The sequence below is a fragment of the Sphingomonas larreae genome (assembly GCF_051400595.1).
Taxonomy (GTDB): domain Bacteria; phylum Pseudomonadota; class Alphaproteobacteria; order Sphingomonadales; family Sphingomonadaceae; genus Sphingomonas.
Genome location: NZ_JBLFFI010000001.1, coordinates 955587 through 975223, shown reverse-complemented (window position 1 = coordinate 975223; position 19637 = coordinate 955587). Strand labels below are relative to the sequence as shown.

Genomic DNA, 19637 nt, shown 5'->3' with positions numbered 1-19637 from the left:
TTGCCCCCGCGCGCCGCGCCGCCTAACCAGACAAGCATAATACCAACATGATACCGGAGAGCGACATGATCGCACGCTTGCGCACGCCGCGCACCCTCGGGCTCGCCACCGCGCTGGCCACGCTCGCCGTCCCCGCCGCGGCGCAGGTGCCGACGCTGCCGGCGGTCTTCCCCGCGCCCTCGCACATGGCGCTGACCGGCGGCAGCGTCGTGCCGGGCCGGGCGGTCGTTCTCGTTGTCGCGCCGAATACCCAGCCCGAGACGGTGGCGCTGGTACGCGCGATCCTCGCCGAGGCGGGGGTGGCGAGTGTCACCACCGCCGCGCGCCTTCCGCGGACGCTCGAGCGCGTCCACCTCGTGATCGGCGCGGACAGCGCCGCGGTGGTACGCGACGCGCTCGCGCGCAGCCACGCCACCGCGGACGCGCAACCGGAGGGCTATACGATCGCCAGCCACGCCACGGACGGGAGCGGGTTGATCACGCTCGCCGGCCACGACGCCGACGGGCTGTTCCACGCCGCGCAGACCTTGCGCCAGCTGCTGCGCCGCGGGGCGGTGCCCGGGCTGGTGATCCAGGATCACCCCGCGATGCCGATCCGCGGCACGATCGAGGGCTTCTACGGCAGACCCTGGTCGCAGCAGGACCGCATCCGCCACCTCGACTTCCTCGCCAGCGTCAAGGCCAACACCTACGTCTACAGTCCGAAGGACGACCCTTATGCGCGCGACCGCTGGCGCGAGCCCTATCCGGCGGCGACGCTGGCCGAGCTGGGCACGCTGGCGGCAGCGGCAGCGCGCAATCACGTCACCTTCGTCTATGCGATCTCGCCGGGGCCGACGGTGTGCTTCTCCGACCCCGCCGATGCGGCGACGCTGGAACGCAAGTTCGACGCGCTGCGCGGGATCGGGGTGCGCAGCTTCTACGTCGCGCTCGACGATATCGAGTATAAGAAGTGGAACTGCGCCAAGGACGAGGCCGCGTTCGGCGCCTCGGGGGCGGCCGCGGCGGGTGTGGCGCAGGCGCGCCTGCTCAACGCGGTGCAGCGTGATCTCGTCGCCAAGGACCGCGAGGCGCCGGCGCTGATCATGGTGCCGACTGAATATTACGACGCCAAGGAGACGCCCTACAAGGCCGCGCTGCGCCGCGAGCTCGATCCCCGCGTGGTCGTGCAATGGACCGGTACCGACGTCGTGCCGCCCGCGATTGCGATCGGTGACGCCAAGACGGCGACCAAGGCGTTCGGGCGCAAGACGTTGCTGTGGGACAATTACCCGGTCAACGATTACGCCCAGACCACCGGCCGGCTGCTTCTGGCTCCTTATGCGCGGCGCGAGGCGGGGCTGGCAGGCGAACTGAGCGGGATCCTGTCCAACCCGATGAACCAGGAGGCACCGAGCCGCGTCGCGGTGGCGGGCGTCGCGGCGTTCGCGTGGAACGATCGCGGCTACGACCCCGCGCAGAGCTGGCACTTCGCCGCGGACGCGCTGTCCGACGGTGACGCGCGGGCAGCAGCGGCGCTGCTCGACTTCTTCGACACGCAGCATCTCGCCCCCACCTTCGGCAGCCAGCCGTGGCAGGACCCGGCGCCGCGACTCAAGGCGGTGCTCGACCAGGTGCGGTTCGCGCTGGCGGACGGCGACGCGGGGGCGCGGCGGGACGCGCTGGCGGCGCTGGCGGCGCGCGCCGACGCGCTGGCGGCGGCGCCCGACGTGATCCGCGCCGGCGTGGTGGACCCGGGCTTCGCGGCGCAGGCGGCGCCCTGGCTCGACGCGACCGCGCTGTGGGGGCGTGCGCTCCAGCTCACCGCGGCGGGTCTCGCCGCCGCGGACGCCGGTGGCACGGGCGCGTCGCGCTACTTCGCGGAGGCCGGGCGGCTCGCCGCGCAGGCCGCGGCGGTGAAGACGATCCCCGGCGCGACGCGCTTTGACGGCACGGTGAAGGTGGCGGACGGCGTGCTCGACCGCTTCGTCGCGGATGCGCCGGGGCTGGTGGGCGCGGCGCGTTAGGGCGACGCCCGCTTTCCCGGCGAACTTACCCCTGACTCCGCGGCTGCAGGACGGGGGAAGGAGCGGGCGTGGCTCCCCGCTCTTGTAAGAGAGGGTAGAGTCGCCCGCTCCGACTCTCTTCCTGCAAGGGAGAGGGCGTTTGGACCGCCGCACCCGCTGCCGCCGGTTGCCGCCCGCACTGTCCTACGCTTGGCGCGCGGGGCTACAGGCGGCGAATGCTCGAAGCCCGGTCCCACGTCGCAGCGCTCCGCGGCGCACGATCCTCCCCGCCACCACGCCCGTGCCCCGAACTTCGCCGCGCCGCCGCGCTCCAACGCGCGGCGTCTCAACATTCTCAACATTCGCCGGCCAACCTTGCCGCGGCGCACACAAGAAAATGCTGCGTGGCACCCAGGCCACCGGTCTGATAGCCCCTCGCCATGCCCGTCTCTGCCGCCCGCTCCGCCCGCGAGATCCTGGTCAACCTCCACGACGTCATGGCGGCGCGGTCGAACGCGCAGGCCAAGCTCAACTCGGTGGTCGAGATCATCGGTGAGGCGCTCGATAGCGAGGTCTGCTCGATCTACCTGCTGCGCGAGGGCGTGCTGGAGTTGTTCGCCACGCGCGGGCTGGCACCGGAGGCGGTGCACGTCACCAAGCTGGCGCTGGGCGAAGGGCTGGTCGGCACGATCGCCGGGAACAACGAGGTGCTCAACCTCGACGAGGCCACCAGCCACCCCGATTTCGCGTACAAGCCCGAGACCGGCGAGGACCGCTATCATAGTTTCGCGGGCGTCCCGATCATCCGGCGCGAGCGTGCGGTCGGCGTGCTCGCGGTGCAGCATGCCGATCCGCGCAAATATGAGGACGTCGAGATCGAGGCGCTGCAGACGGTGGCGATGGTGCTGTCCGAGCTGATCGCCAACGCCGGGCTGATCGACCAGGGCGGCCCGAGCGACCGCCCGCAGTCGACCGGTTCGACCCGGATCGCCGGGCAGAAGCTGGTCGATGGCATGGCGGCCGGCTGCGCGGTGTTCCACCAGCCGCGCATCCATATCGAGCATACGGTTGCGGAGGACACCGAGGCCGAGCGCCACCGCGTCTACGCCGCGTTCGACAAGATGCGCGAGCAGATCGACCGGATCGCGCGCGAGGCCGAGTTCGGCGTCGGTGACGAGCATCAGGAGGTGATCGCCACCTACAAGATGTTCGCCTATGACGAAGGCTGGGCGCGCCGCATCAACGAGGCGATCGACAGCGGGCTCACCGCGGAGGCCGCGATCGAGCGGGTGCAGCAGCGCACGCGCCAGCGCATGCGCGAGATCGACGATCCGCTGCTCGCCGATCGCATGCACGACCTGGAGGACCTGTCCAACCGGCTGCTCCGCATCGTCTCGGGCCAGATGGGCACCGCGGCGCAGCTCGGCCTGCGGCAGGACACGATTCTGATCGCGCGCAATCTCGGGCCGGCCGAGCTGCTCGAATATGACCGGCGGCGGCTCAAGGGCGTGGTGCTGGAGGAAGGGTCGCTCACCGCGCATGTCACGATCGTGGCGCGGGCGATGGGCGTGCCCGTGCTCGGCCGCGTGCGCGACGTGCGCCGGCTGATCGCCGAGGGCGACTTCCTGCTGCTCGACGTCACCGAGGGCACGCTGACCGTCCGCCCCACCGCGGCGATGGAGGAGGCGTTCGAGGCCAAGCTTGCCGCGCGGCAGAAGCGCAAGGCCGCTTATGCCGCCTTGCGCGACCTCGCGCCCGAGACGCGCGACGGGCACCGCGTGACGGTGATGGTCAATGCCGGGCTGCGCGACGACGTGGCGGTGCTCGATCTCACCGGCGCGGACGGGATCGGGCTGTTCCGCACCGAGTTCCAGTTCCTCGTCTCGGCGACGCTGCCGCAGCGCGAGCGCCAGCAGCGGCTGTACCGCGAGGTGCTCGACGCCTCGGGATCGCGCCCGGTGATCTTCCGCACGGTCGATATCGGCGGCGACAAGGCGCTACCCTATCTGACCCACACCGGCGAGGAGGAGAATCCGGCGATGGGCTGGCGCGCGCTGCGGCTGGCGCTGGAGCGCGACGGGCTGATGAAGGCCCAGGCGCGCGCGCTGCTGGAGGCGGGCGCCGGGCGCACGCTCAACGTGATGTTCCCGATGGTGTCCGAGCCGTGGGAGTTCGACGAGGCCAAGGCGCTGTTCGAGGCGCAGCGCGCCTTCCTCCACCAGCGCAACAAGCGGCTGCCGCTGGAGGTGCGCTACGGCGCGATGCTGGAGGTGCCCGCGCTCGCCTATCAGCTCGACGTTCTGCTGCCGAACGTCGACTTCCTGTCTATCGGCACCAACGACCTCACCCAGTTCCTCTTCGCTGCCGACCGCGCCAACCCCAAGCTGGCGGACCGCTACGACTGGCTGTCGAGCTCGATCCTGCGCTTCCTGCGCCGCGTGATCGTCCCCGCGCGGGAGGCGGGGGTGCCGGTGGCGGTGTGCGGCGAAATGGGCGGGCGCCCGCTGGAAGCCATGGCGCTGATCGGGATCGGGCTCGACCGGCTCTCGATCACCCCCGCGGCGGTGGGACCTGTCAAGGCGATGATCCGCACGCTCGACCGCGCCGCGCTTGCGCGCTTCCTCGACGAGTTGCTGGTCCGCCCGCCGCGCGACATGCGCGGCGCGCTCGCGGGCTGGGCGAGCGAGCACGGGGTCGAACTGGCGTGACATCGCGACGAGCTGAGTCGAATCGTTCGAAGCCCGTCGGTTGACACTGTTGCTCGCGTTTGGAACACGAACGCACGCCCGCTCGATCGCAGCGGGTCCCGGGCGGAGAGAAGAATGAGCGACGGCGAGCAATCCGCACAGATGTCCCCGCCCGGTTCGGTCGGGGCGCGGTTGCGCGCCGCGCGGGAGGCGCAGGGCCTCTCGCTCGCCGAGGTGGCGGCGCGGACGCGGGTGACGCAGCGCTTCCTCGAGGCGCTCGAGACGGACCGGCTCGATCTGCTGCCTTCGCCGACCTATGCCTCGGGGTTCGCGCGCGCTTATGCCCGCGCGGTCGGGCTTGATCAGTCCGATGTGGGGCGCGCGATCCGCGGCGAGCTCGCGCGCGGCGCAATGCCGCTGCGCCAGCATCATATCGAGGAGATCGCGGACCCGTCGCGCGCGCCATCGCGCGGGCTGGTGATCGTCGCCGCGGGGCTCGCGCTGGCGGTGCTGGTGCTGGGCGTGCTGTGGCTCACCACCGGCATGTTCCGCGGCACGGCCGAGCAGGCGCCCGAGGCGACGGCAAGCGCGCAGGTCGCGTCCAGCAAGGCGGTGCCGCCGCCCGCGCCCACTCCCGCCGCCACCGGCAAGGTGGTGCTGATCGCACGCGGCGAGGTGTGGATGCGCGTGTATGACGGCGCCAAGCAGCGGCTGTTCGAGGGCACGATGAAGCCGGGGCAGACCTTCGAGGTGCCCGCGGGGACGGATCGACCGATGATCAACGTCGGTCGCCCGGACCAGCTCGCCGTGACGGTCGACGGCCGCGAGGTTGCGCCGCTGGGCGACGGCAAGCGCGCGATCAAGGACGTCGGCATCAGCGCCGAGGCGCTGGCGGCGCGCGGTCTGCCCGCCCCCGCGCCGAGCGCGAGCGCGACGCCGCCGGCCACCGCGGCGAACACGGCGACGGCGCCGGGCGACGCGAGCCAGCTGGCGGCGTTTCGTGACGTGGCACGGTGAGCGCAGGCGGATCGCTCAGGCGCTTGGGTGAGCCGAGCGGAACGAGACCCGGCTTCGCCGCCCTTCCGTCACTCCGGACGTGATCCGGAGTCCATAATGCCGCGACTGCAACGACCGCGGTGGTATTTGACGGAGGAATCCGGATCAGGTCCGGAGTGACGGTAGGGTGATGCGAGGGTGCGATCGCTGTCAGGTAGATCGGGTCGACGCTCGGCCGACATCGCCCATGTCGCGCTTCACCGTGGCGACAGCTCGATCCTATAGAGAGGTGCGAACAGGTGCGCACCGGGGACGGAAGATGATGGCGAAGTGGATGAAGGGCGCCGCGCTGGCGCTGGTGCTGGCAGGATCGGCCGCGACGCCCGCAGCGGCGCAGATCGAGGGCCGCGTCGGCAAGCTCGAGGCGGAGATGCGCGCGGTGCAGCGCAAGGTGTTCCCCGGCGGGGCGGGCGCCATGGTGGAGCCGCAGATCGCGCCCTCCACCGCGCCGGTCGATGCCGCGGGCGTGCCCGCCACCAGCGCGCTCACCGACATCACCGCGCGCGTCACTTCGCTCGAGCAGCAGATGGCGAGCATGACCGGACAGATCGAGCAGACGCAGTACAAGCTGCGCCAGCTCGAGCAGCAGTTCGAGGACTATCGCAAGGCGACCGACGCGAAGCTCACCCAGCCGGTCGCGCCCGCGCCGGGCGCCGGTGACACGGGCGTGATCGTGCCGCAGGCGCCGGCCGCGGCGCCCGCCGATGCCGGTGCGGGCGAGCAGCCGAGCAGCGGCGACCCGGCGGAGGACGCCTATCTCGCCGGCTATCGGCTGTGGCAGGCCAAGAACTATGCTGCGGCGGAGGCGCAGCTGAAGAAGGTGGTCGCCACCTATCCCAAGCATCGCCGTGCCAGCTTCGCGCAGAATCTGCTGGGCCGCTCCTATCTCGACGAGGGCAAGCCGAGCCTCGCCTCGATCGCCTTCTACGACAATTACAAGAAATACCCCGACGGCGAGCGCGCGCCGGACAGCCTGTATTATCTCGGCACCGCGCTGCTGAAGCTCGACAAGCCGGCGGACGCCTGCAAGGTCTATGGCGAGCTGACCGACGTGTACGGCGACAAGATCTCGCCCGGGCTCAAGGCCGATGTCGCCAAGGCGCGCACCGCCGCCAAGTGCAAGTGAGCTGATCGTGGCGCCGCTGCCCGCGGCGGCGGTGGCGCGCTTCGACGCCGACCTGCGCCGCGGATTTGCGCGCGCGCCTGGCGGGCCGGCGGTGCGCGCCGCGCCGCGGCTCGGCGTGGCGGTGTCGGGCGGGCCGGACTCGATGGCGTTGCTGCTGCTCGCCGCGGCCGCCTTCCCAGGCGCGGTGGTGGCGGCGACCGTGGATCACCGCCTGCGGGCCGCCGCGGCGGAGGAGGCGGCGATGGTCGCGGCGCTGTGCGGGCAGCTCGGCGTGCCGCATGCGACGCTCGTCCCGACGGGGCCGGTCGCGGGCAGTTCGCTCCAGCGCCGCGCGCGCGAGGCACGCTACGCGCTGCTGACGGAGTGGGCCGAGCGCGAGCGCGTCGACGCGCTGCTCACCGCGCATCATGCCGACGATCAGGCCGAGACGCTGCTGATGCGGCTCAACCGCGCCTCGGGGCTGGCCGGGCTGAGCGCGATCCGCGCAGCACGGCGGGAGCGTAGCACGCTGCTGCTGCGGCCGTTGCTGGCATGGCGCCGCGCCGAGCTGCGCGCGCTGGTCGAGGAGGCGGGCGCCCCGTTCGTCGATGATCCGTCGAACGACGATCCGCGGCACGATCGCACCCGCGTCCGTGCCGCGCTTGCCGCCACGCCGGCGCTCGACCCAGCGGCGCTCGCGGCGGCGGCGACCTATCTCGCCGAGGCGGAGGAGGTGATCGTGGGGCTCGCCGAGTCGCTGTGGCGCGAGCGCTGGCGCGGCCCTGATCGTCCCTTTGCTGCCACCGATCAGCCGCGCGAGCTGCGTCGTCGCCTGCTCCGCCGTGCGCTTCATGCGACTCGGGCGGCGCACGCGATCACGCGTCCGGATTTCACCGACGCGGCCAATATCGAGCCGCTGCTCGACGCGCTGGAAGCACGGCGCGGCGCGGTTCATGCCGGGGTGAAGGTGGAAGCGCATGATGGCGGCTGGTTTTTTTCTCCAGCACCCCTCCGTCGATCACTCTGAACGACGCTGTTCCATTGCCATTAACCCGTGGTGCCTTACATTGCCTTCGTTGGAAAGGTACCCGATGAACGACAACGACAGGCAGCGCGGGAACGGCGGCGGCGATAATGGCGGCGGCGGCAACCCTAACCCCTGGATGAAGAGCCTGCTGATCTGGGTCGGCGTGCTGCTCTCGCTGGCGGTCGTGGTGACGCTGTTCGACGGGCGCACCACTGCGGCGCAGGGCAATACCGTCGCTTATTCGACCTTCCTCGACAAGGTCGACGAGGGCACGGTGAAGGACGTCAACATCAGCCGCGACATCATCACCGGCAGCTTCTCGAACGGCGACAAGTTCCGCACCTATCCGGTGCAGGACTCGGGCCTGATCGAGCGGCTGCGCAAGGCGGGCGTCGAGGTGGCGGGCAAGCCGGAGGAGGGCCCGTCGATCTGGATGGTGCTGCTCTACCAGTCGCTGCCGTTCCTGCTGTTCCTCGGCATCGCCTTCTTCGTGCTGCGCCAGATGCAGAAGGGCGGCGGCGCGGGCGGCGCGATGGGCTTCGGCAAGAGCCGCGCGCGCATGCTGACGCAGAAGGAAGGCAAGGTCACCTTCGACGATGTCGCCGGCATCGACGAGGCCCGCGCCGAGCTCACCGAGATCGTCGACTTCCTCAAGGATCCCACCAAGTTCGCGCGCCTGGGCGGCAAGATCCCCAAGGGCGCGCTGCTGGTCGGCTCGCCGGGCACGGGCAAGACGCTGCTGGCGCGCGCGATCGCGGGCGAGGCGGGCGTGCCCTTCTTCACCATCTCGGGCTCCGACTTCGTCGAGATGTTCGTCGGCGTCGGCGCCAGCCGCGTGCGCGACATGTTCGAGCAGGCCAAGAAGTCGGCGCCTTGCATCGTCTTCATCGACGAGATCGACGCGGTGGGGCGCCACCGCGGTGCGGGCCTCGGCAACGGCAACGACGAGCGCGAGCAGACGCTCAACCAGCTGCTGGTCGAGATGGACGGCTTCGAGGCCAACGAGGGGATCATCATCGTCGCGGCGACCAATCGCCCCGACGTGCTCGACCCCGCGCTGCTGCGTCCGGGTCGCTTCGACCGCCAGGTGGTGGTGCCGCGCCCGGACATCGAGGGTCGTATCAAGATCCTCGAGGTGCATATGAAAAAGGTGCCGCTGGCACCGGACGTCGACGCGCGGGTAATCGCGCGCGGCACGCCGGGCTTCTCGGGCGCCGATCTCGCCAACCTCGTCAACGAGGCCGCGCTGATGGGGGCGCGCAAGGGCAAGCGGCTGGTTGCCATGGCCGAGTTCGAGGAAGCCAAGGACAAGGTCATGATGGGCGCCGAGCGCCGCTCCATGGTCATGACTGAGGACGAGAAGCGCATGACCGCCTATCACGAGGCGGGCCACGCGATCGTCGCGCTGCACGAGCCGGCGTCGGACCCGATCCACAAGGCGACGATCATCCCGCGCGGCCGCGCCTTGGGCATGGTGATGCGCCTGCCCGAGCGCGACAGCTACAGCTATCACCGCGACAAGATGTACGCGAACCTCGCGGTGGCGATGGGCGGACGCATCGCCGAGGAAGTGATCTTCGGCTATGACAAGGTGTCGAGCGGCGCGAGCGGCGACATCCAATATGCCACCGGTCTGGCGCGCGACATGGTCACGAAATGGGGCATGTCCGACAAGGTCGGTCCGGTGGAATATGCCCAGCCCGAGGGTGAGAGCTTCCTTGGTTATTCATCAAGCCAGCCGGTGCGGATGTCGAACGCCACCGCGCAGCTGATCGACGACGAGATCAAGGCGATTGTCGAGGGCGGGCTTCACCGCGCCAAGCAGGTGCTGACCGATCATATCGACCAGCTTCACACGCTGGCGGGCGCGCTGCTCGAATATGAGACGCTGAGCGGCGAGGAGATCAAGCGGCTGATCGCGGGCGAGGACATCGGCCGTATGGACCAGGGGCCGAAGGCGCCGCCGGTGCCCGCGGCGGGGACGTCGATCCCGAAGACCAAGCGCCCGTCGGGGCCGTTCGGGAGCGCCTCGCCCGCGGGGGCGTGAGCCGCTCACGAGCGAGGCGACGGGGAGGGCGGCCTGCGGGTCGCCCTTTCCTTTTGGGATAAGGGACCTGCCTCCCGCACGACCCGTCATCCCGGACTTGGTCCGGGACTCACCGGGCCGCACACTCATCGCCCGGTGGCTACGCGGACGAGTGGATCCCGGAACAAGTCCGGGATGACGGCAGTAAGGGGAGGAGGGGCGATCGCGCGAGCAGCGGTGTCCATCCAACCGGTGACGCAGCCGCTCACCACGTTCGATGGGCGCTCGCGCGTGCGGGAGCCCCGGGGCGTCAGCGACACCGCCGAAGGCGCTGGGCTCCTGCATCCGCAGGAGCACGGCAGCGGTGCCCCGCTCCCGCGGCCCTGACCTCTTAGCCCGCCGCGGCGGCGACGATCGCGATCCAGCCTGCCTCGTCGACGACGCGAATGCCGAGCTCGGCCGCCTTCTTCGCCTTCGATCCCGCGCCCGGCCCTGCGACCAGCAGGTCGGTCTTCTTCGACACCGAGCCCGAGACGTGCGCACCGAGCGACTCCGCCTGCGCCTTGGCCTCATCGCGACTGAGCGTCTCGAGCGTCCCCGTGAACACCACCGTCTTGCCCGACACTTCCGACGCGACCGTCTCGACGCGGAAGTCGGGCGGGGACACTGCGGCGAGCAGGTCGTTCCACACCGCGCGATTGTGCGGCTCGTGGAAGAAGTCGGCGAGCGCATGGCCGACCGCGGCGCCGACATTCTCCACCCCGATCAGTTCGGCCAGCGCCTTGTCGAGCCGGCTGCGCAGCCGGCCCTCGTCCTCGCCCAGCGCGGCCTGCGTGCGCTCGCGCAGCGCGATCAGCTCGGCCGCCAGCGCGGCCACCGCCGGCAAGGTGACATAATGTTTGAGCAGGTCGCGCGCGGTGACGATCCCGATATGGCGGATGCCGAGCCCGAACAGCAGCCGCGCCGCGTCGGGCTGGCGCCGCGCCTCGATCGCCGCGAGCAACGCATCGACCGACCTGGCCTGCCAGCCCTCGCGCCCGACCAATTCGTCGCGGTGCGCGGCGAGGCGGAAAATGTCGGCGGGCTCCGCGATCCAGCCAAGCGCGACGAACTCGACCAGTGTCTTCTCGCCCAGCCCGTCGATGTCGAGCGCGCCGCGGCTGACGAAATGCTTGAGCCGCTCGAGCCGCTGCGCCGGGCAGATCAGCCCGCCGGTGCAGCGCACGTCGACCTCGCCCTCCTCGGCCACCGCCTCGCTGCCGCAGCGCGGGCAATGGTCGGGAAAGACATAGGGTGCGCGCTCGATGTCGCGCGGCAGCACCTCCACGATTTGCGGGATCACGTCACCGGCGCGCTGGAGCAGCACGCGGTCACCGACGCGCGCGTCGAGCCGCGCGATCTCGTCGCGGTTGTGCAGCGTGGCGTTGGTGACGACCACGCCGCCGACCGTCACCGGAGTGAGTCGCGCGACGGGGGTGAGCTTGCCGGTGCGGCCGACCTGAATGTCGATCGCCTCGAGTATGGTCTCGGCGCGTTCCGCGGGAAATTTGTGCGCGATCGCCCAGCGCGGCGCGCGCCCGACGCTGCCGAGCCGCTGCTGATAGTCGAGCCGGTCGACCTTGTAGACCACGCCGTCAATGTCGAACGGTAGATCGGCGCGGCGATGCTCGATCGCACGATAGACCGCCAGCGCGGCCGCGGCGTCGTCGCAGCGCGCGAAGGCGTCGGCGATCGGGAAGCCCCAGGCGCGCAGCGCGGCGACGATCGCTTCCTGCGTCTCGCCCGGCACCGCGCTGGCCTCGCCCCAGCCGTGTGCGAGGAAGCGGAGCGGGCGCGCCTGCGTCACCGCGGCGTCCTTCTGGCGCAGCGAGCCCGCCGCGGCGTTGCGCGGGTTGGCGAAGCGGCGCGCCTCCTTGCCGCTCGCCTCCGCCTCGGCCGCGAGCCGCTGGTTGAGCGCGGCGAAGGCGGCCTTTTCCATATAGACCTCGCCGCGCACCTCGAACACGGCGGGCGCATCGCCCGGGAGGGTGCGCGGAATGTTGTCGATCGTCAGCACATTGGCGGTGACGTCCTCGCCGGTGGTGCCGTCGCCGCGGGTGAGCGCCTGGACCAGGCGGCGATCCTCGTAGCGCAATGAGCAGGACAGGCCGTCAATCTTGGGCTCGGCGGTAAGCGCGACCGGCTCGTCGTCGCCCAAGCGGAGAAAGCGGCGCACGCGCCGGACGAACTCCTCTACCTCCTCCTCGGCGAAGGCGTTGTCGAGGCTCATCATCGGCCGCGCGTGCGCGACCTTGGCGAGATGCGCGGCGGGCGCGGCGCCGACCTGACGGCTGGGCGAATCGGCGCGGATCAGCGCGGGAAAGGCGGCCTCTATGGCGGCGTTGCGACGGACCAGCGCGTCATAGTCCGCGTCGCTGATCTCGGGCGCGTCGTGGGTATGATAGCGCTCGTTGTGATAGGCGATCGTGCGCGCGAGCCGCTCAAGCTCGGCGTCCGCCTCGGTGTCGGTGGTGGGCAGCGGCGCGTCGGTCATGCCGCTCGGGGTAAGCGGCTGGTCGCAGCGGGTCCAGTACCCGTGCCGCGGCGGCGTGCGATCGCGCGCGGCCGTGACGCGGCCGCTCGGCTCAGGCCGCGGCGAGCTGGTTGGCGGTGGCGTCGGCCAGGCTGGTACCGTCGAGGATGCGCGCGGTCTCATCACGCACGCGCATCATCGCGTGGCGGATCGCGCAGTCGGCCTCGCTCTTGCAGTCCTTGCACGAGCGATAGGCGGTGCGGCTGACGCACGGCACCAGCGCGAGCGGCCCCTCGATCACGCGGATCACCTCGCCGAGCGAGATCAGATGCGCCGGGCGCGACAGCACATAGCCGCCCATCTTGCCGCGATGGCTGTGGAGCAGCCCGGCGTCGCGCAGGTCGGCCAGGATCAGCTCGAGGAACTTGCGCGGGACATTGGCCTCCGCGGCGATCCGCGTCATCGGGATCGGCGGCGATCCGGCCGGCGCGCCCGCCAGGAACAGCATGGAGCGAAGGGCGTAACGGGACCGCTGGGTGAGCATATCGCAGTATATACAGGGATATTGTGGCGGGCAAATGGCCAACCGGGGCTTTTCCCGGCGCGCGCGTCCTCCTATATGGCAGCTGTCGGGTTCTACCCGGCTATGGCGATAAACTGCGGCGTACAATAGGCGCAGCGGACCCGGGGGCAGTACCCGGCGGCTCCACCATCGCGGCTGCACGCAGCCGCGCTGACGGGGCCGAACCAGGATCGACGTGTGTTGAAAAGCGCTGTTTTCGCTCGGAATGGGACCACCGCAACGGCCCATTACACAAGTGCCAACGACAACGAAGCACTCGCGATTGCGGCGTAACTGATGGCCTAACGGCCTGACGTTACACCAAAAAAGCGCGGTTGGACCCCACCGGGCAACAGAAGGGGATTCCAGCGGTACGGGAGGCACCGGGCAACAGAAGCCTCCCACTGTCGCGCCATCCCGCCCCGCTCACCACAAGACGCTTCTCACCGGTTGAAGCGGCGCGGGCGCGTCGTAGCCGGCGGCCTGGAGCAGATCGATCTCGATCGTGCGGCACATCGCGCTCAGCGGCACGTCGTGCACGGTATTGGCGAACGGGTCGACGAGGTCGTCCGCCACGTGCAGCCCGGCGAGGAACATGAAGCCCGCCAGCGACGAGCCGATCGGGGTCGCCCATTCCAGCGTCTCCACCAGCCCGAACGGCAGCAACAGACACATCAGCTTGGCGAAGAATACCGGGAAGGTGCGGTATTGCGCAGGCAGCGGCGTGTTCTTGAGCCGCTCCATCCCGCCTTGCGCATTGGCGATGTCCACCATCAAGCGCTCGATCTGGGTCTGCTCGATCGTGTCGATCAATCCCTCGCGGCGGATGTCGGCGATCATCCGCGTGGTGCCATCAAGCAGCGCGTTGGCGGGGTTGGTACGCGCCAGCGCCGCCGCCGCCGCCTCGGCGCCGAGCAGCCGCTCGATCTCGGGCGCGGGATCCTGCCGCCGCAGCTGACAGCGCAGCGCGTGGACGTACGCGATCTGGCGCCGCACGATCAGCCGCTTCATCTGCGCCGCGGCGACGCTGTCGTCGGGCACGAAGCCGAGCACGGCGCGCGCGAGGCTGCGCGAGGCGTTGATCATCGCACCCCACAGCGTCCGCCCCTCCCACCAGCGCTGGTAGGCCGAGTTGGTGCGAAAGCCGAGGAATAGCCCGAGCACCGTGCCGAATAGGGTGATCGGCAGCTCCGGCGCGGCGAAGGGCATCGCGTAATAGAATAGGGTGACGGCCGAGTCCCACACGAACAGCACGGCGAGCGTGCGCCAGGCGGGGTAGAGCGTCTGGCGGATGCGCGGAGCAGGGCCGACGATCATTCGGCGGGCACGGCCTCGATGGAGCCGTCGAACGCGCCGGCGTCACCCCGCTCGTCGCCCAGCTCATCGTCACGCGCGATGATGTCGCCGAGGACCTTGCGCGCGCCGAGCAGGAAGACGAGCGCCAGCGCCTTGACGAATTCGGCCGACAGCGCCGGAGCGAGCTCCTGCTGCATCCGTGCGACCGCCACCAGCAGCAGCAGGGCAAAGCCGACGATCGGCAGCGCCTCGACATCACGCCAGCTGAGCGGCTCGTCATGCCGCGTGTCGACCAGATAATGGATCATGTGTCGATCTCCGAGAGCAGGTCGCTTGCTCTCGGTTGCATTGCAGCATCGGGTCAACGCCGGCGCGCGCGCGGAAACACTATGTCAGGCCAGGGCGCGCGGTTGTGTCCCGCGGCGCCGTTACGTGTCTGTCACGTTGCTGCGGCGCAGCGGGTTCATGTCTCGCGCGGCGGCGGAGCGTCGCCGCTGCGCCGTCGCGAATCAGTCACCGAGCAGCGACGACTTGCGCGGGATCGTCTCCTCTTGGGGCTGGCCCTTGTCGAGCGTCTCGCTGGGGCGGCGTGCGTCGCCCTCGCGCTGGTGCTCGGTCGAGAGGTTGGGGCGCTCGGTCACTTCGGTCGGCTTGATATCGTCCTTGTCCATGCCACGTCTCCTTCACGGGCACGAACGGGTGCGGGAGCGTGAGCGTTCCGGGGAGTGCCTTTGCTACAGCGCGTCGAACGACAACGTGAGTGCGCCACCCTGGCCGTTCACTTCGAGTAGCCGTCGCGCTTGCCGGAACGCCACGTCGAGAAGCTGCCGTTGACGCTTCCGATAGGCGCTCTCGCCACGCTCGATCGCTACCCAAGACGAACGGAGGGGAGGGGCGGAACGAGGCGCCGCGGCCCCGCTCACGCGTCGATGCTGCCGCCCGGCGCGGCATGGACCAGCCCGCCGTCCACCGCGATCGTCTCGCCCACGACATAGTCGCCGGCGCGGCTGGCGAGGAAGATCGCGGTGCCCGCCATGTCGTCCGCGGTGCCGATGCGGCGCGCGGGGATGCGCTGCGCCACCGCATCGCCATGGTCCCGCGCGGCGCGGTTCATCTCGCTCGCGAAGGCGCCCGGCGCGATCGAGGTGACGTGGATGCCGTCCTCCACCAGCCGTGCCGCCAGCCGCCGCGTCAGGTGGATCAACGCCGCCTTGGACGCGTGGTAGCTGTAGGTCTCCCACGGGTTGAGCCGTAGCCCGTCGACCGAGGTGATGTTGATCACCTTGGCCGGCGGGTGCGCCGCCGCGCCGGCGCGCAGCAGCGGATACAGCGCCTGGGTCAGGAAGAAGGGCGATTTCACGTTGAGGTCCATCACCTTGTCCCAGCCGACCTCGGGGAAGTCGGTGAACGGCATGCCCCAGGCTGCGCCCGCGTTGTTGACCAGGATGTCGAGCCGCTGCTCGCGCTCGCCGAGCGCCGCCGCCAGCGCGCGGCAGCCGTCGACGGTGGCGACGTCCATCGGCAGCGCGTGGCACCGTTCGCCGAGCGCGGCGGCGGTGGCCTCGCACGCGTCGGCCTTGCGGCTGGAGACATAGACGGTGGCGCCCTGCGCGACGAAGCCCGCCGCGATCATCCGCCCGATCCCGCGGCTACCCCCGGTAACGAGCGCGACGCGACCGTCGAGCCGGAACAGATGGTCGGTGTTCATGGACCTCTCCTAAGTGGTTGGTTGCGACGGTCGCTCGGTGCAGCGCCGCCGTCCGCGTTGCGGCGGGCTCCTGCGATACGCGTTCGCCCTCGCGGAGGTGACACAAGATCCACACCGTGCAACGTCTCACGAGCAAGCCGCACAATGGTCCCGCGCATGTCCGCCACGACGCCGTCGGGCACCGCATCCTCCATGTCCACCTGCGTCTCGCCTGATCGATCAGCGCGGCGAAGAGGTCAGGGTCGAAAGCCATGGCGGGCGACCGGCGATTGGGGCGGTCGGATCGTAGGAGGCGGGGTGGGCGGCAGCAAGACGGACGGCAGACCCGGGATCAGAGCATCGTCGTCGCTTCTGGCTCGCCGCAGCATAGTGGCGCGGGAACGTCGGCCTGCCGGCTGCACGACGGTGGCGGCGGCGAGGAAGCGACGTGCGTGATGGTGGCGATTCGTGGACGGAGAGGGGCGATTTTAACCCCTGATTCACACTCAATGTCAGCGAGGCTGCCCTAACTTCAAGGCGAGTGTTCGGCTCGTCGTCGCGGCAACTCGACTCGTCCGGAAAGGTTCCGGAAGCGTTTGTGATGGTGAGATTCGCCGCCTAGCAGAAGATAACAGTTTCGAGAGACCGGGGGGTCGCCCGTGAATTCCAAGACGCTGACGGCGCGTTTTGCGCTGATGGTATCGTGCGCGCTGATGACGGTCGCGCCCGCTCAGGCCCGTTACTTGCAGTGCGTGCCCTTCGCTCGCGAAGTGTCCGGCATCGCCATCCGCGGCAATGCCAATACTTGGTGGGGGCAGGCCGCCGGCCGCTACGAGCGCGGGCACGTGCCGCAAGAGGGCGCGGTGATGGCGTTCAAGGCGACGCGCGGGATGCCGGTCGGCCATGTCGCGATGGTGAGCCGCATCGTCAGCGACCGCGAGGTGCTGCTCACCCACGCCAATTGGTCGCGCCGCGGCGGCATTGAGCGCGACGTCCGCGCGATCGACGTCTCCCCTGCGGGTGACTGGAGCATGGTGCGTGTCTGGTTCGCCGGCAGTGGCGATCTCGGCACCACCAATTATCCGCTCGCCGGCTTCATCTATGCGGACAGGGCGCCGACGATCGAGGCGGAGGCGCCGCTCGCCCCCATGACGATCGCGACCACCGCGTCGGCCCCGGTCGCGGGCGCGCTGCCGGTCGACGCCGACTGAGGTGCCGCGCCGCGCGCCGCTACGCCGCGCGGAACGTCATTGCCACACCGTTCATGCAATAGCGCTTGCCCGTCGGCCGCGGCCCATCGTCGAAGACGTGGCCGAGATGTCCGCCGCAGCGCACGCAATGCACCTCGACCCGTGCCATGCCGAGGCTGCGGTCGGTGCGCGTCGCCACCGCGGCCCGCAGCGGCGCGTAGAAGCTGGGCCAGCCCGTCCCGCTGTCGAACTTGGTCTTGGACGAAAACAGCGCGTTGCCGCAGCCGCGGCAGGCGAACAGCCCGTTGCGATGCTCGTCGTTGAGTGGGCTGGAAAAGGGTCGTTCGGTGCCCTCATGCCGCAGCACGTCATAGGCGGTCTGGCCGAGCTGCTGGCGCCACTGCGCGTCTGTCTTGGTCACGGCGAAGTGCTCCGGCGCCGCGGCGGCGCTCCGGCCGCAGCCGACCAGCCCCACCGCGGCGGTGCCCAGCCCGGCGAGCGCGAGGATCTGACGACGATCGGGATGGGCAGGGCGGCGGTGATCGGACGAGGTCTGGCGCATGTCGTTGAATATAGGTGCCGGCGATGATCCCGCCAGCGCGGAACCAGGAAATCCTTGCATGGGTTAAGATTGTGCAACGGAGCCTTCTCTCATGTCCTTCCAGCAGCTCGACCCGCCGCTCCCGATGCACGTGCTCGATCGCGGCGCCGGCTATGCCTTCGCGATCATCGACTATGGGCAGGAGCACAATCTGATCTGGGTGACGGCAATCAACGACACCGGCGAGATCTGGTGCGCGCCCAACCCCCGTGTGCGTCTTCAGGCGAACTGGACCATGCGACGGGCGCGACCGCCGGCGATGGCGGGCACGCGCGAGGGCGCCTGCGTCGCCCCCGAGGTGCCGGTGACCGCGCACGTGGCATAAGGCGATCGCGCTCGGTGCTGGGCGTGTGCGCGTGCGCATGCTACCGCAGCACCTATGCTCGACCCGCAATCTCCCGCCGCCCTGATCGCCGCCATGGGCGAGCGCGCCCGCGGCGCTGCGCTCGCGCTCGCCGCCGCGACGGACCAGACCAAGGCCACCGCGCTACGCCGCGCCGCGGACTCGCTGCGCGACCAGGCGGCGGCGGTGCTCGCGGCGAATGCGGAGGACGTGGCGCGCGCGAGAGAGAATGCGCTGTCCGCCGCGATGATCGATCGTCTCCTGCTCGATCCGGCGCGGCTCGCCGCTGCGGCGGACGGCGTAACTGCCGTGGCGGCGCTGGCGGATCCGGTCGGGCAGGTGATCGATCGCGCGGTGCGCCCCAATGGGCTGGCGCTCAGCCGCGTTCGCGTGCCGATCGGGGTGATCGGCATCGTGTACGAGAGCCGACCGAACGTCACGGTCGACGCCGCGGCGCTCTGCGTCCGGTCGGGCAACGCCGTGATCCTTCGCGGCGGGTCGGAGGCGGTCGCAAGCAATCGCGCGCTTCACGCCGCGCTGGTGGAGGGGCTGGAGGCGGGCGGGCTGCCCGCGGACGCGGTCCAACTCGTCCCCACCACCGATCGCGCCGCGGTGGGGGCGATGCTCGCGGCCGAGGGAGCGATCGACCTGATTATCCCGCGCGGCGGCAAGAGCCTGGTCGCGCGCGTGCAGGCCGAGGCGCGCGTGCCGGTGCTGGCGCATCTCGACGGCATCAACCACGTCTTCGTCCACCGCTCGGCCGACGCCGCGATGGCGCACGCGGTGGTGATCGACGCCAAGCTGCGCCGCACCGGCGTGTGCGGCGCGATGGAGACGCTGCTGATCGACCGCGCCTGGCCGCATGCCGCCGTGCTGCTCGAGGCGCTCGCCGCAGCCGGGTGCGCGCTGCGTGGTGATCCCGCGGCGCAAGCGCTGCTTCCCGCGATCACGCCCGCCGACGCCGCCGACTGGGACACCGAATATCTCGACGCGGTCGCCGCCGTGGCGCTGGTCGATGACCTCGACGGCGCGCTGGCGCATATCGCGCGGCACGGCTCGCACCATACCGACGCGATCGTCGCCGAGGACGAGGCGGTGGCGGAGCGCTTCCTCGCCGCGGTCGATTCCGCGATCGTGTTGTGGAACGCCTCCACCCAGTTCGCCGACGGCGCCGAGTTCGGGCTCGGCGCGGAGATCGGCATCGCCACCGGGCGGCTCCATGCGCGCGGCCCGGTCGCGCTCGAGGGGCTGACGACGTACAAATGGATCGGGCGCGGCACCGGCCAGGTGCGCGGGTGAGCGCGCCACGCGCGATCACCGCCGAACTCGACGACGCCACCGTGGCGCTGGTGGACTCAATCGCGGCGGCACGCGGGATCACAAGCGAGGCCTTCGCTGCGTCGGCGATCCGCGATGCGGTGGCGCGTGCGGCGGCAGTGGACGCGTTCGTCCAGCAGGGCATCGATCAGGTCGAGCGCGGCGACACCGTGCCGCACGACGAGGTGATGGATGCGCTGGAGGCGATGATCGCGCGGCGCCGCGCGCAATGCGGCTGAGCGC

At 70.5% G+C, this 19637-nt stretch carries 17 protein-coding genes and 1 other RNA gene; 11 read left to right on the top strand and 7 right to left on the bottom strand.

Annotated elements, in window-relative coordinates:
* Positions 1–65: 65 nt before the first annotated feature.
* From ACMGDM_RS04300 to ftsH, 6 genes are all read left to right on the top strand, one after another.
* On the top strand, positions 66–2006 hold the full coding sequence (locus ACMGDM_RS04300; RefSeq protein ID WP_436802873.1) for a glycoside hydrolase family 84 protein: 1941 nt from the start codon (positions 66–68) through the stop codon (positions 2004–2006).
* A gap of 419 nt (positions 2007–2425) precedes the next feature.
* Positions 2426–4693, top strand: a complete 2268-nt coding sequence (gene ptsP / locus ACMGDM_RS04295) for a phosphoenolpyruvate--protein phosphotransferase (protein ID WP_436802872.1) — start codon at positions 2426–2428, stop codon at positions 4691–4693.
* A 114-nt stretch (positions 4694–4807) separates the two neighbouring features.
* Positions 4808–5689, top strand: a complete 882-nt coding sequence (locus tag ACMGDM_RS04290) for a helix-turn-helix domain-containing protein (RefSeq protein ID WP_436802871.1) — start codon at positions 4808–4810, stop codon at positions 5687–5689.
* 301 nt (positions 5690–5990) lie between these two features.
* Positions 5991–6854 carry a YbgF trimerization domain-containing protein gene (locus tag ACMGDM_RS04285; protein WP_436803624.1) on the top strand — a complete coding sequence of 288 codons (864 nt, stop codon included), beginning with the start codon at positions 5991–5993 and terminating at the stop codon, positions 6852–6854.
* Positions 6855–6861: 7 nt separating this feature from the next.
* Positions 6862–7860 carry a tRNA lysidine(34) synthetase TilS gene (tilS, locus tag ACMGDM_RS04280; protein ID WP_436802870.1) on the top strand — a complete coding sequence of 333 codons (999 nt, stop codon included), beginning with the start codon at positions 6862–6864 and terminating at the stop codon, positions 7858–7860.
* A gap of 64 nt (positions 7861–7924) precedes the next feature.
* The gene (gene ftsH / locus ACMGDM_RS04275) at positions 7925–9907 is read left to right on the top strand and encodes an ATP-dependent zinc metalloprotease FtsH (protein WP_436802869.1); all 1983 of its coding nucleotides are present in this window, start codon (positions 7925–7927) and stop codon (positions 9905–9907) included.
* Between the two features lie 370 nt (positions 9908–10277).
* Here ftsH and ligA read toward each other — a convergent pair whose 3' ends face one another.
* Positions 10278–12419, bottom strand: coding sequence for an NAD-dependent DNA ligase LigA (gene ligA, locus ACMGDM_RS04270; RefSeq protein ID WP_436802868.1), 2142 nt, complete (start codon positions 12417–12419; stop codon positions 10278–10280).
* A gap of 91 nt (positions 12420–12510) precedes the next feature.
* A complete protein-coding gene (locus tag ACMGDM_RS04265) occupies positions 12511–12942 on the bottom strand; it encodes an RrF2 family transcriptional regulator (protein ID WP_436802867.1) in 432 nt (143 codons plus the stop codon).
* Positions 12943–12987: 45 nt separating this feature from the next.
* Between ACMGDM_RS04265 and ssrA the strand changes: the two genes are divergently transcribed.
* Positions 12988–13328, top strand: a transfer-messenger RNA (tmRNA) gene (gene ssrA, locus ACMGDM_RS04260).
* A gap of 58 nt (positions 13329–13386) precedes the next feature.
* On the opposite strand, the gene ACMGDM_RS04255 is transcribed toward ssrA, so the two are convergent.
* From ACMGDM_RS04255 to ACMGDM_RS04240, 4 genes are all read right to left on the bottom strand, one after another.
* The gene (locus ACMGDM_RS04255; protein ID WP_436802866.1) at positions 13387–14277 is read right to left on the bottom strand and encodes a bestrophin family protein; all 891 of its coding nucleotides are present in this window, start codon (positions 14275–14277) and stop codon (positions 13387–13389) included.
* Positions 14274–14564, bottom strand: coding sequence for a hypothetical protein (locus tag ACMGDM_RS04250; protein ID WP_436802865.1), 291 nt, complete (start codon positions 14562–14564; stop codon positions 14274–14276). The genes ACMGDM_RS04255 and ACMGDM_RS04250 overlap by 4 nt, the downstream gene beginning before the upstream one ends.
* 201 nt (positions 14565–14765) lie before the next feature.
* Positions 14766–14927: a hypothetical protein gene (locus ACMGDM_RS04245; RefSeq protein WP_436802864.1), complete on the bottom strand. Its 162-nt coding sequence runs from the start codon at positions 14925–14927 to the stop codon at positions 14766–14768.
* 248 nt (positions 14928–15175) lie between these two features.
* Positions 15176–15964 carry an SDR family oxidoreductase gene (locus ACMGDM_RS04240; RefSeq protein ID WP_436802863.1) on the bottom strand — a complete coding sequence of 263 codons (789 nt, stop codon included), beginning with the start codon at positions 15962–15964 and terminating at the stop codon, positions 15176–15178.
* Positions 15965–16602: 638 nt separating this feature from the next.
* Between ACMGDM_RS04240 and ACMGDM_RS04235 the strand changes: the two genes are divergently transcribed.
* Positions 16603–17154: a CHAP domain-containing protein gene (locus ACMGDM_RS04235; RefSeq protein WP_436802862.1), complete on the top strand. Its 552-nt coding sequence runs from the start codon at positions 16603–16605 to the stop codon at positions 17152–17154.
* Between the two features lie 19 nt (positions 17155–17173).
* Here the strand turns inward: ACMGDM_RS04235 and msrB are convergent, their stop codons facing one another.
* Positions 17174–17695: a peptide-methionine (R)-S-oxide reductase MsrB gene (gene msrB / locus ACMGDM_RS04230; protein WP_436802861.1), complete on the bottom strand. Its 522-nt coding sequence runs from the start codon at positions 17693–17695 to the stop codon at positions 17174–17176.
* Positions 17696–17786: 91 nt separating this feature from the next.
* On the opposite strand from msrB, the gene ACMGDM_RS04225 reads away from it, so the two are divergent.
* The 3 genes from ACMGDM_RS04225 to ACMGDM_RS04215 are packed head-to-tail and all read left to right on the top strand — an operon-like array spanning position 17787 to position 19633.
* Positions 17787–18059 (top strand): hypothetical protein, encoded by a 273-nt coding sequence (locus ACMGDM_RS04225; protein ID WP_436802860.1) that lies wholly within the window; start codon positions 17787–17789, stop codon positions 18057–18059.
* Between the two features lie 54 nt (positions 18060–18113).
* Entirely contained in the window at positions 18114–19376 is a 1263-nt protein-coding gene (locus ACMGDM_RS04220; RefSeq protein WP_436802859.1) for a glutamate-5-semialdehyde dehydrogenase, read from the top strand.
* Positions 19373–19633, top strand: a complete 261-nt coding sequence (locus ACMGDM_RS04215) for a CopG family ribbon-helix-helix protein (RefSeq protein ID WP_436802858.1) — start codon at positions 19373–19375, stop codon at positions 19631–19633. The genes ACMGDM_RS04220 and ACMGDM_RS04215 overlap by 4 nt, the downstream gene beginning before the upstream one ends.
* The last annotated feature ends 4 nt before the right edge of the window (positions 19634–19637 follow it).

What these genes read in the sequence shown, in the direction of transcription:
- ACMGDM_RS04300 (WP_436802873.1), top strand. Translation starts at nt 66, where the DNA reads ATGATCGCACGCTTGCGCACGCCGCGCACCCTCGGGCTCGCCACCGCG.
- ptsP (WP_436802872.1), top strand. Translation starts at nt 2,426, where the DNA reads ATGCCCGTCTCTGCCGCCCGCTCCGCCCGCGAGATCCTGGTCAACCTC.
- ACMGDM_RS04290 (WP_436802871.1), top strand. Translation starts at nt 4,808, where the DNA reads ATGAGCGACGGCGAGCAATCCGCACAGATGTCCCCGCCCGGTTCGGTC.
- ACMGDM_RS04285 (WP_436803624.1), top strand. Translation starts at nt 5,991, where the DNA reads ATGGCGAAGTGGATGAAGGGCGCCGCGCTGGCGCTGGTGCTGGCAGGA.
- ftsH (WP_436802869.1), top strand. Translation starts at nt 7,925, where the DNA reads ATGAACGACAACGACAGGCAGCGCGGGAACGGCGGCGGCGATAATGGC.
- ligA (WP_436802868.1), bottom strand. Translation starts at nt 12,419, where the DNA reads ATGACCGACGCGCCGCTGCCCACCACCGACACCGAGGCGGACGCCGAG.
- ACMGDM_RS04265 (WP_436802867.1), bottom strand. Translation starts at nt 12,942, where the DNA reads ATGCTCACCCAGCGGTCCCGTTACGCCCTTCGCTCCATGCTGTTCCTG.
- ACMGDM_RS04255 (WP_436802866.1), bottom strand. Translation starts at nt 14,277, where the DNA reads ATGATCGTCGGCCCTGCTCCGCGCATCCGCCAGACGCTCTACCCCGCC.
- ACMGDM_RS04250 (WP_436802865.1), bottom strand. Translation starts at nt 14,564, where the DNA reads ATGATCCATTATCTGGTCGACACGCGGCATGACGAGCCGCTCAGCTGG.
- ACMGDM_RS04245 (WP_436802864.1), bottom strand. Translation starts at nt 14,927, where the DNA reads ATGGACAAGGACGATATCAAGCCGACCGAAGTGACCGAGCGCCCCAAC.
- ACMGDM_RS04240 (WP_436802863.1), bottom strand. Translation starts at nt 15,964, where the DNA reads ATGAACACCGACCATCTGTTCCGGCTCGACGGTCGCGTCGCGCTCGTT.
- msrB (WP_436802861.1), bottom strand. Translation starts at nt 17,695, where the DNA reads ATGCGCCAGACCTCGTCCGATCACCGCCGCCCTGCCCATCCCGATCGT.
- ACMGDM_RS04225 (WP_436802860.1), top strand. Translation starts at nt 17,787, where the DNA reads ATGTCCTTCCAGCAGCTCGACCCGCCGCTCCCGATGCACGTGCTCGAT.
- ACMGDM_RS04220 (WP_436802859.1), top strand. Translation starts at nt 18,114, where the DNA reads ATGCTCGACCCGCAATCTCCCGCCGCCCTGATCGCCGCCATGGGCGAG.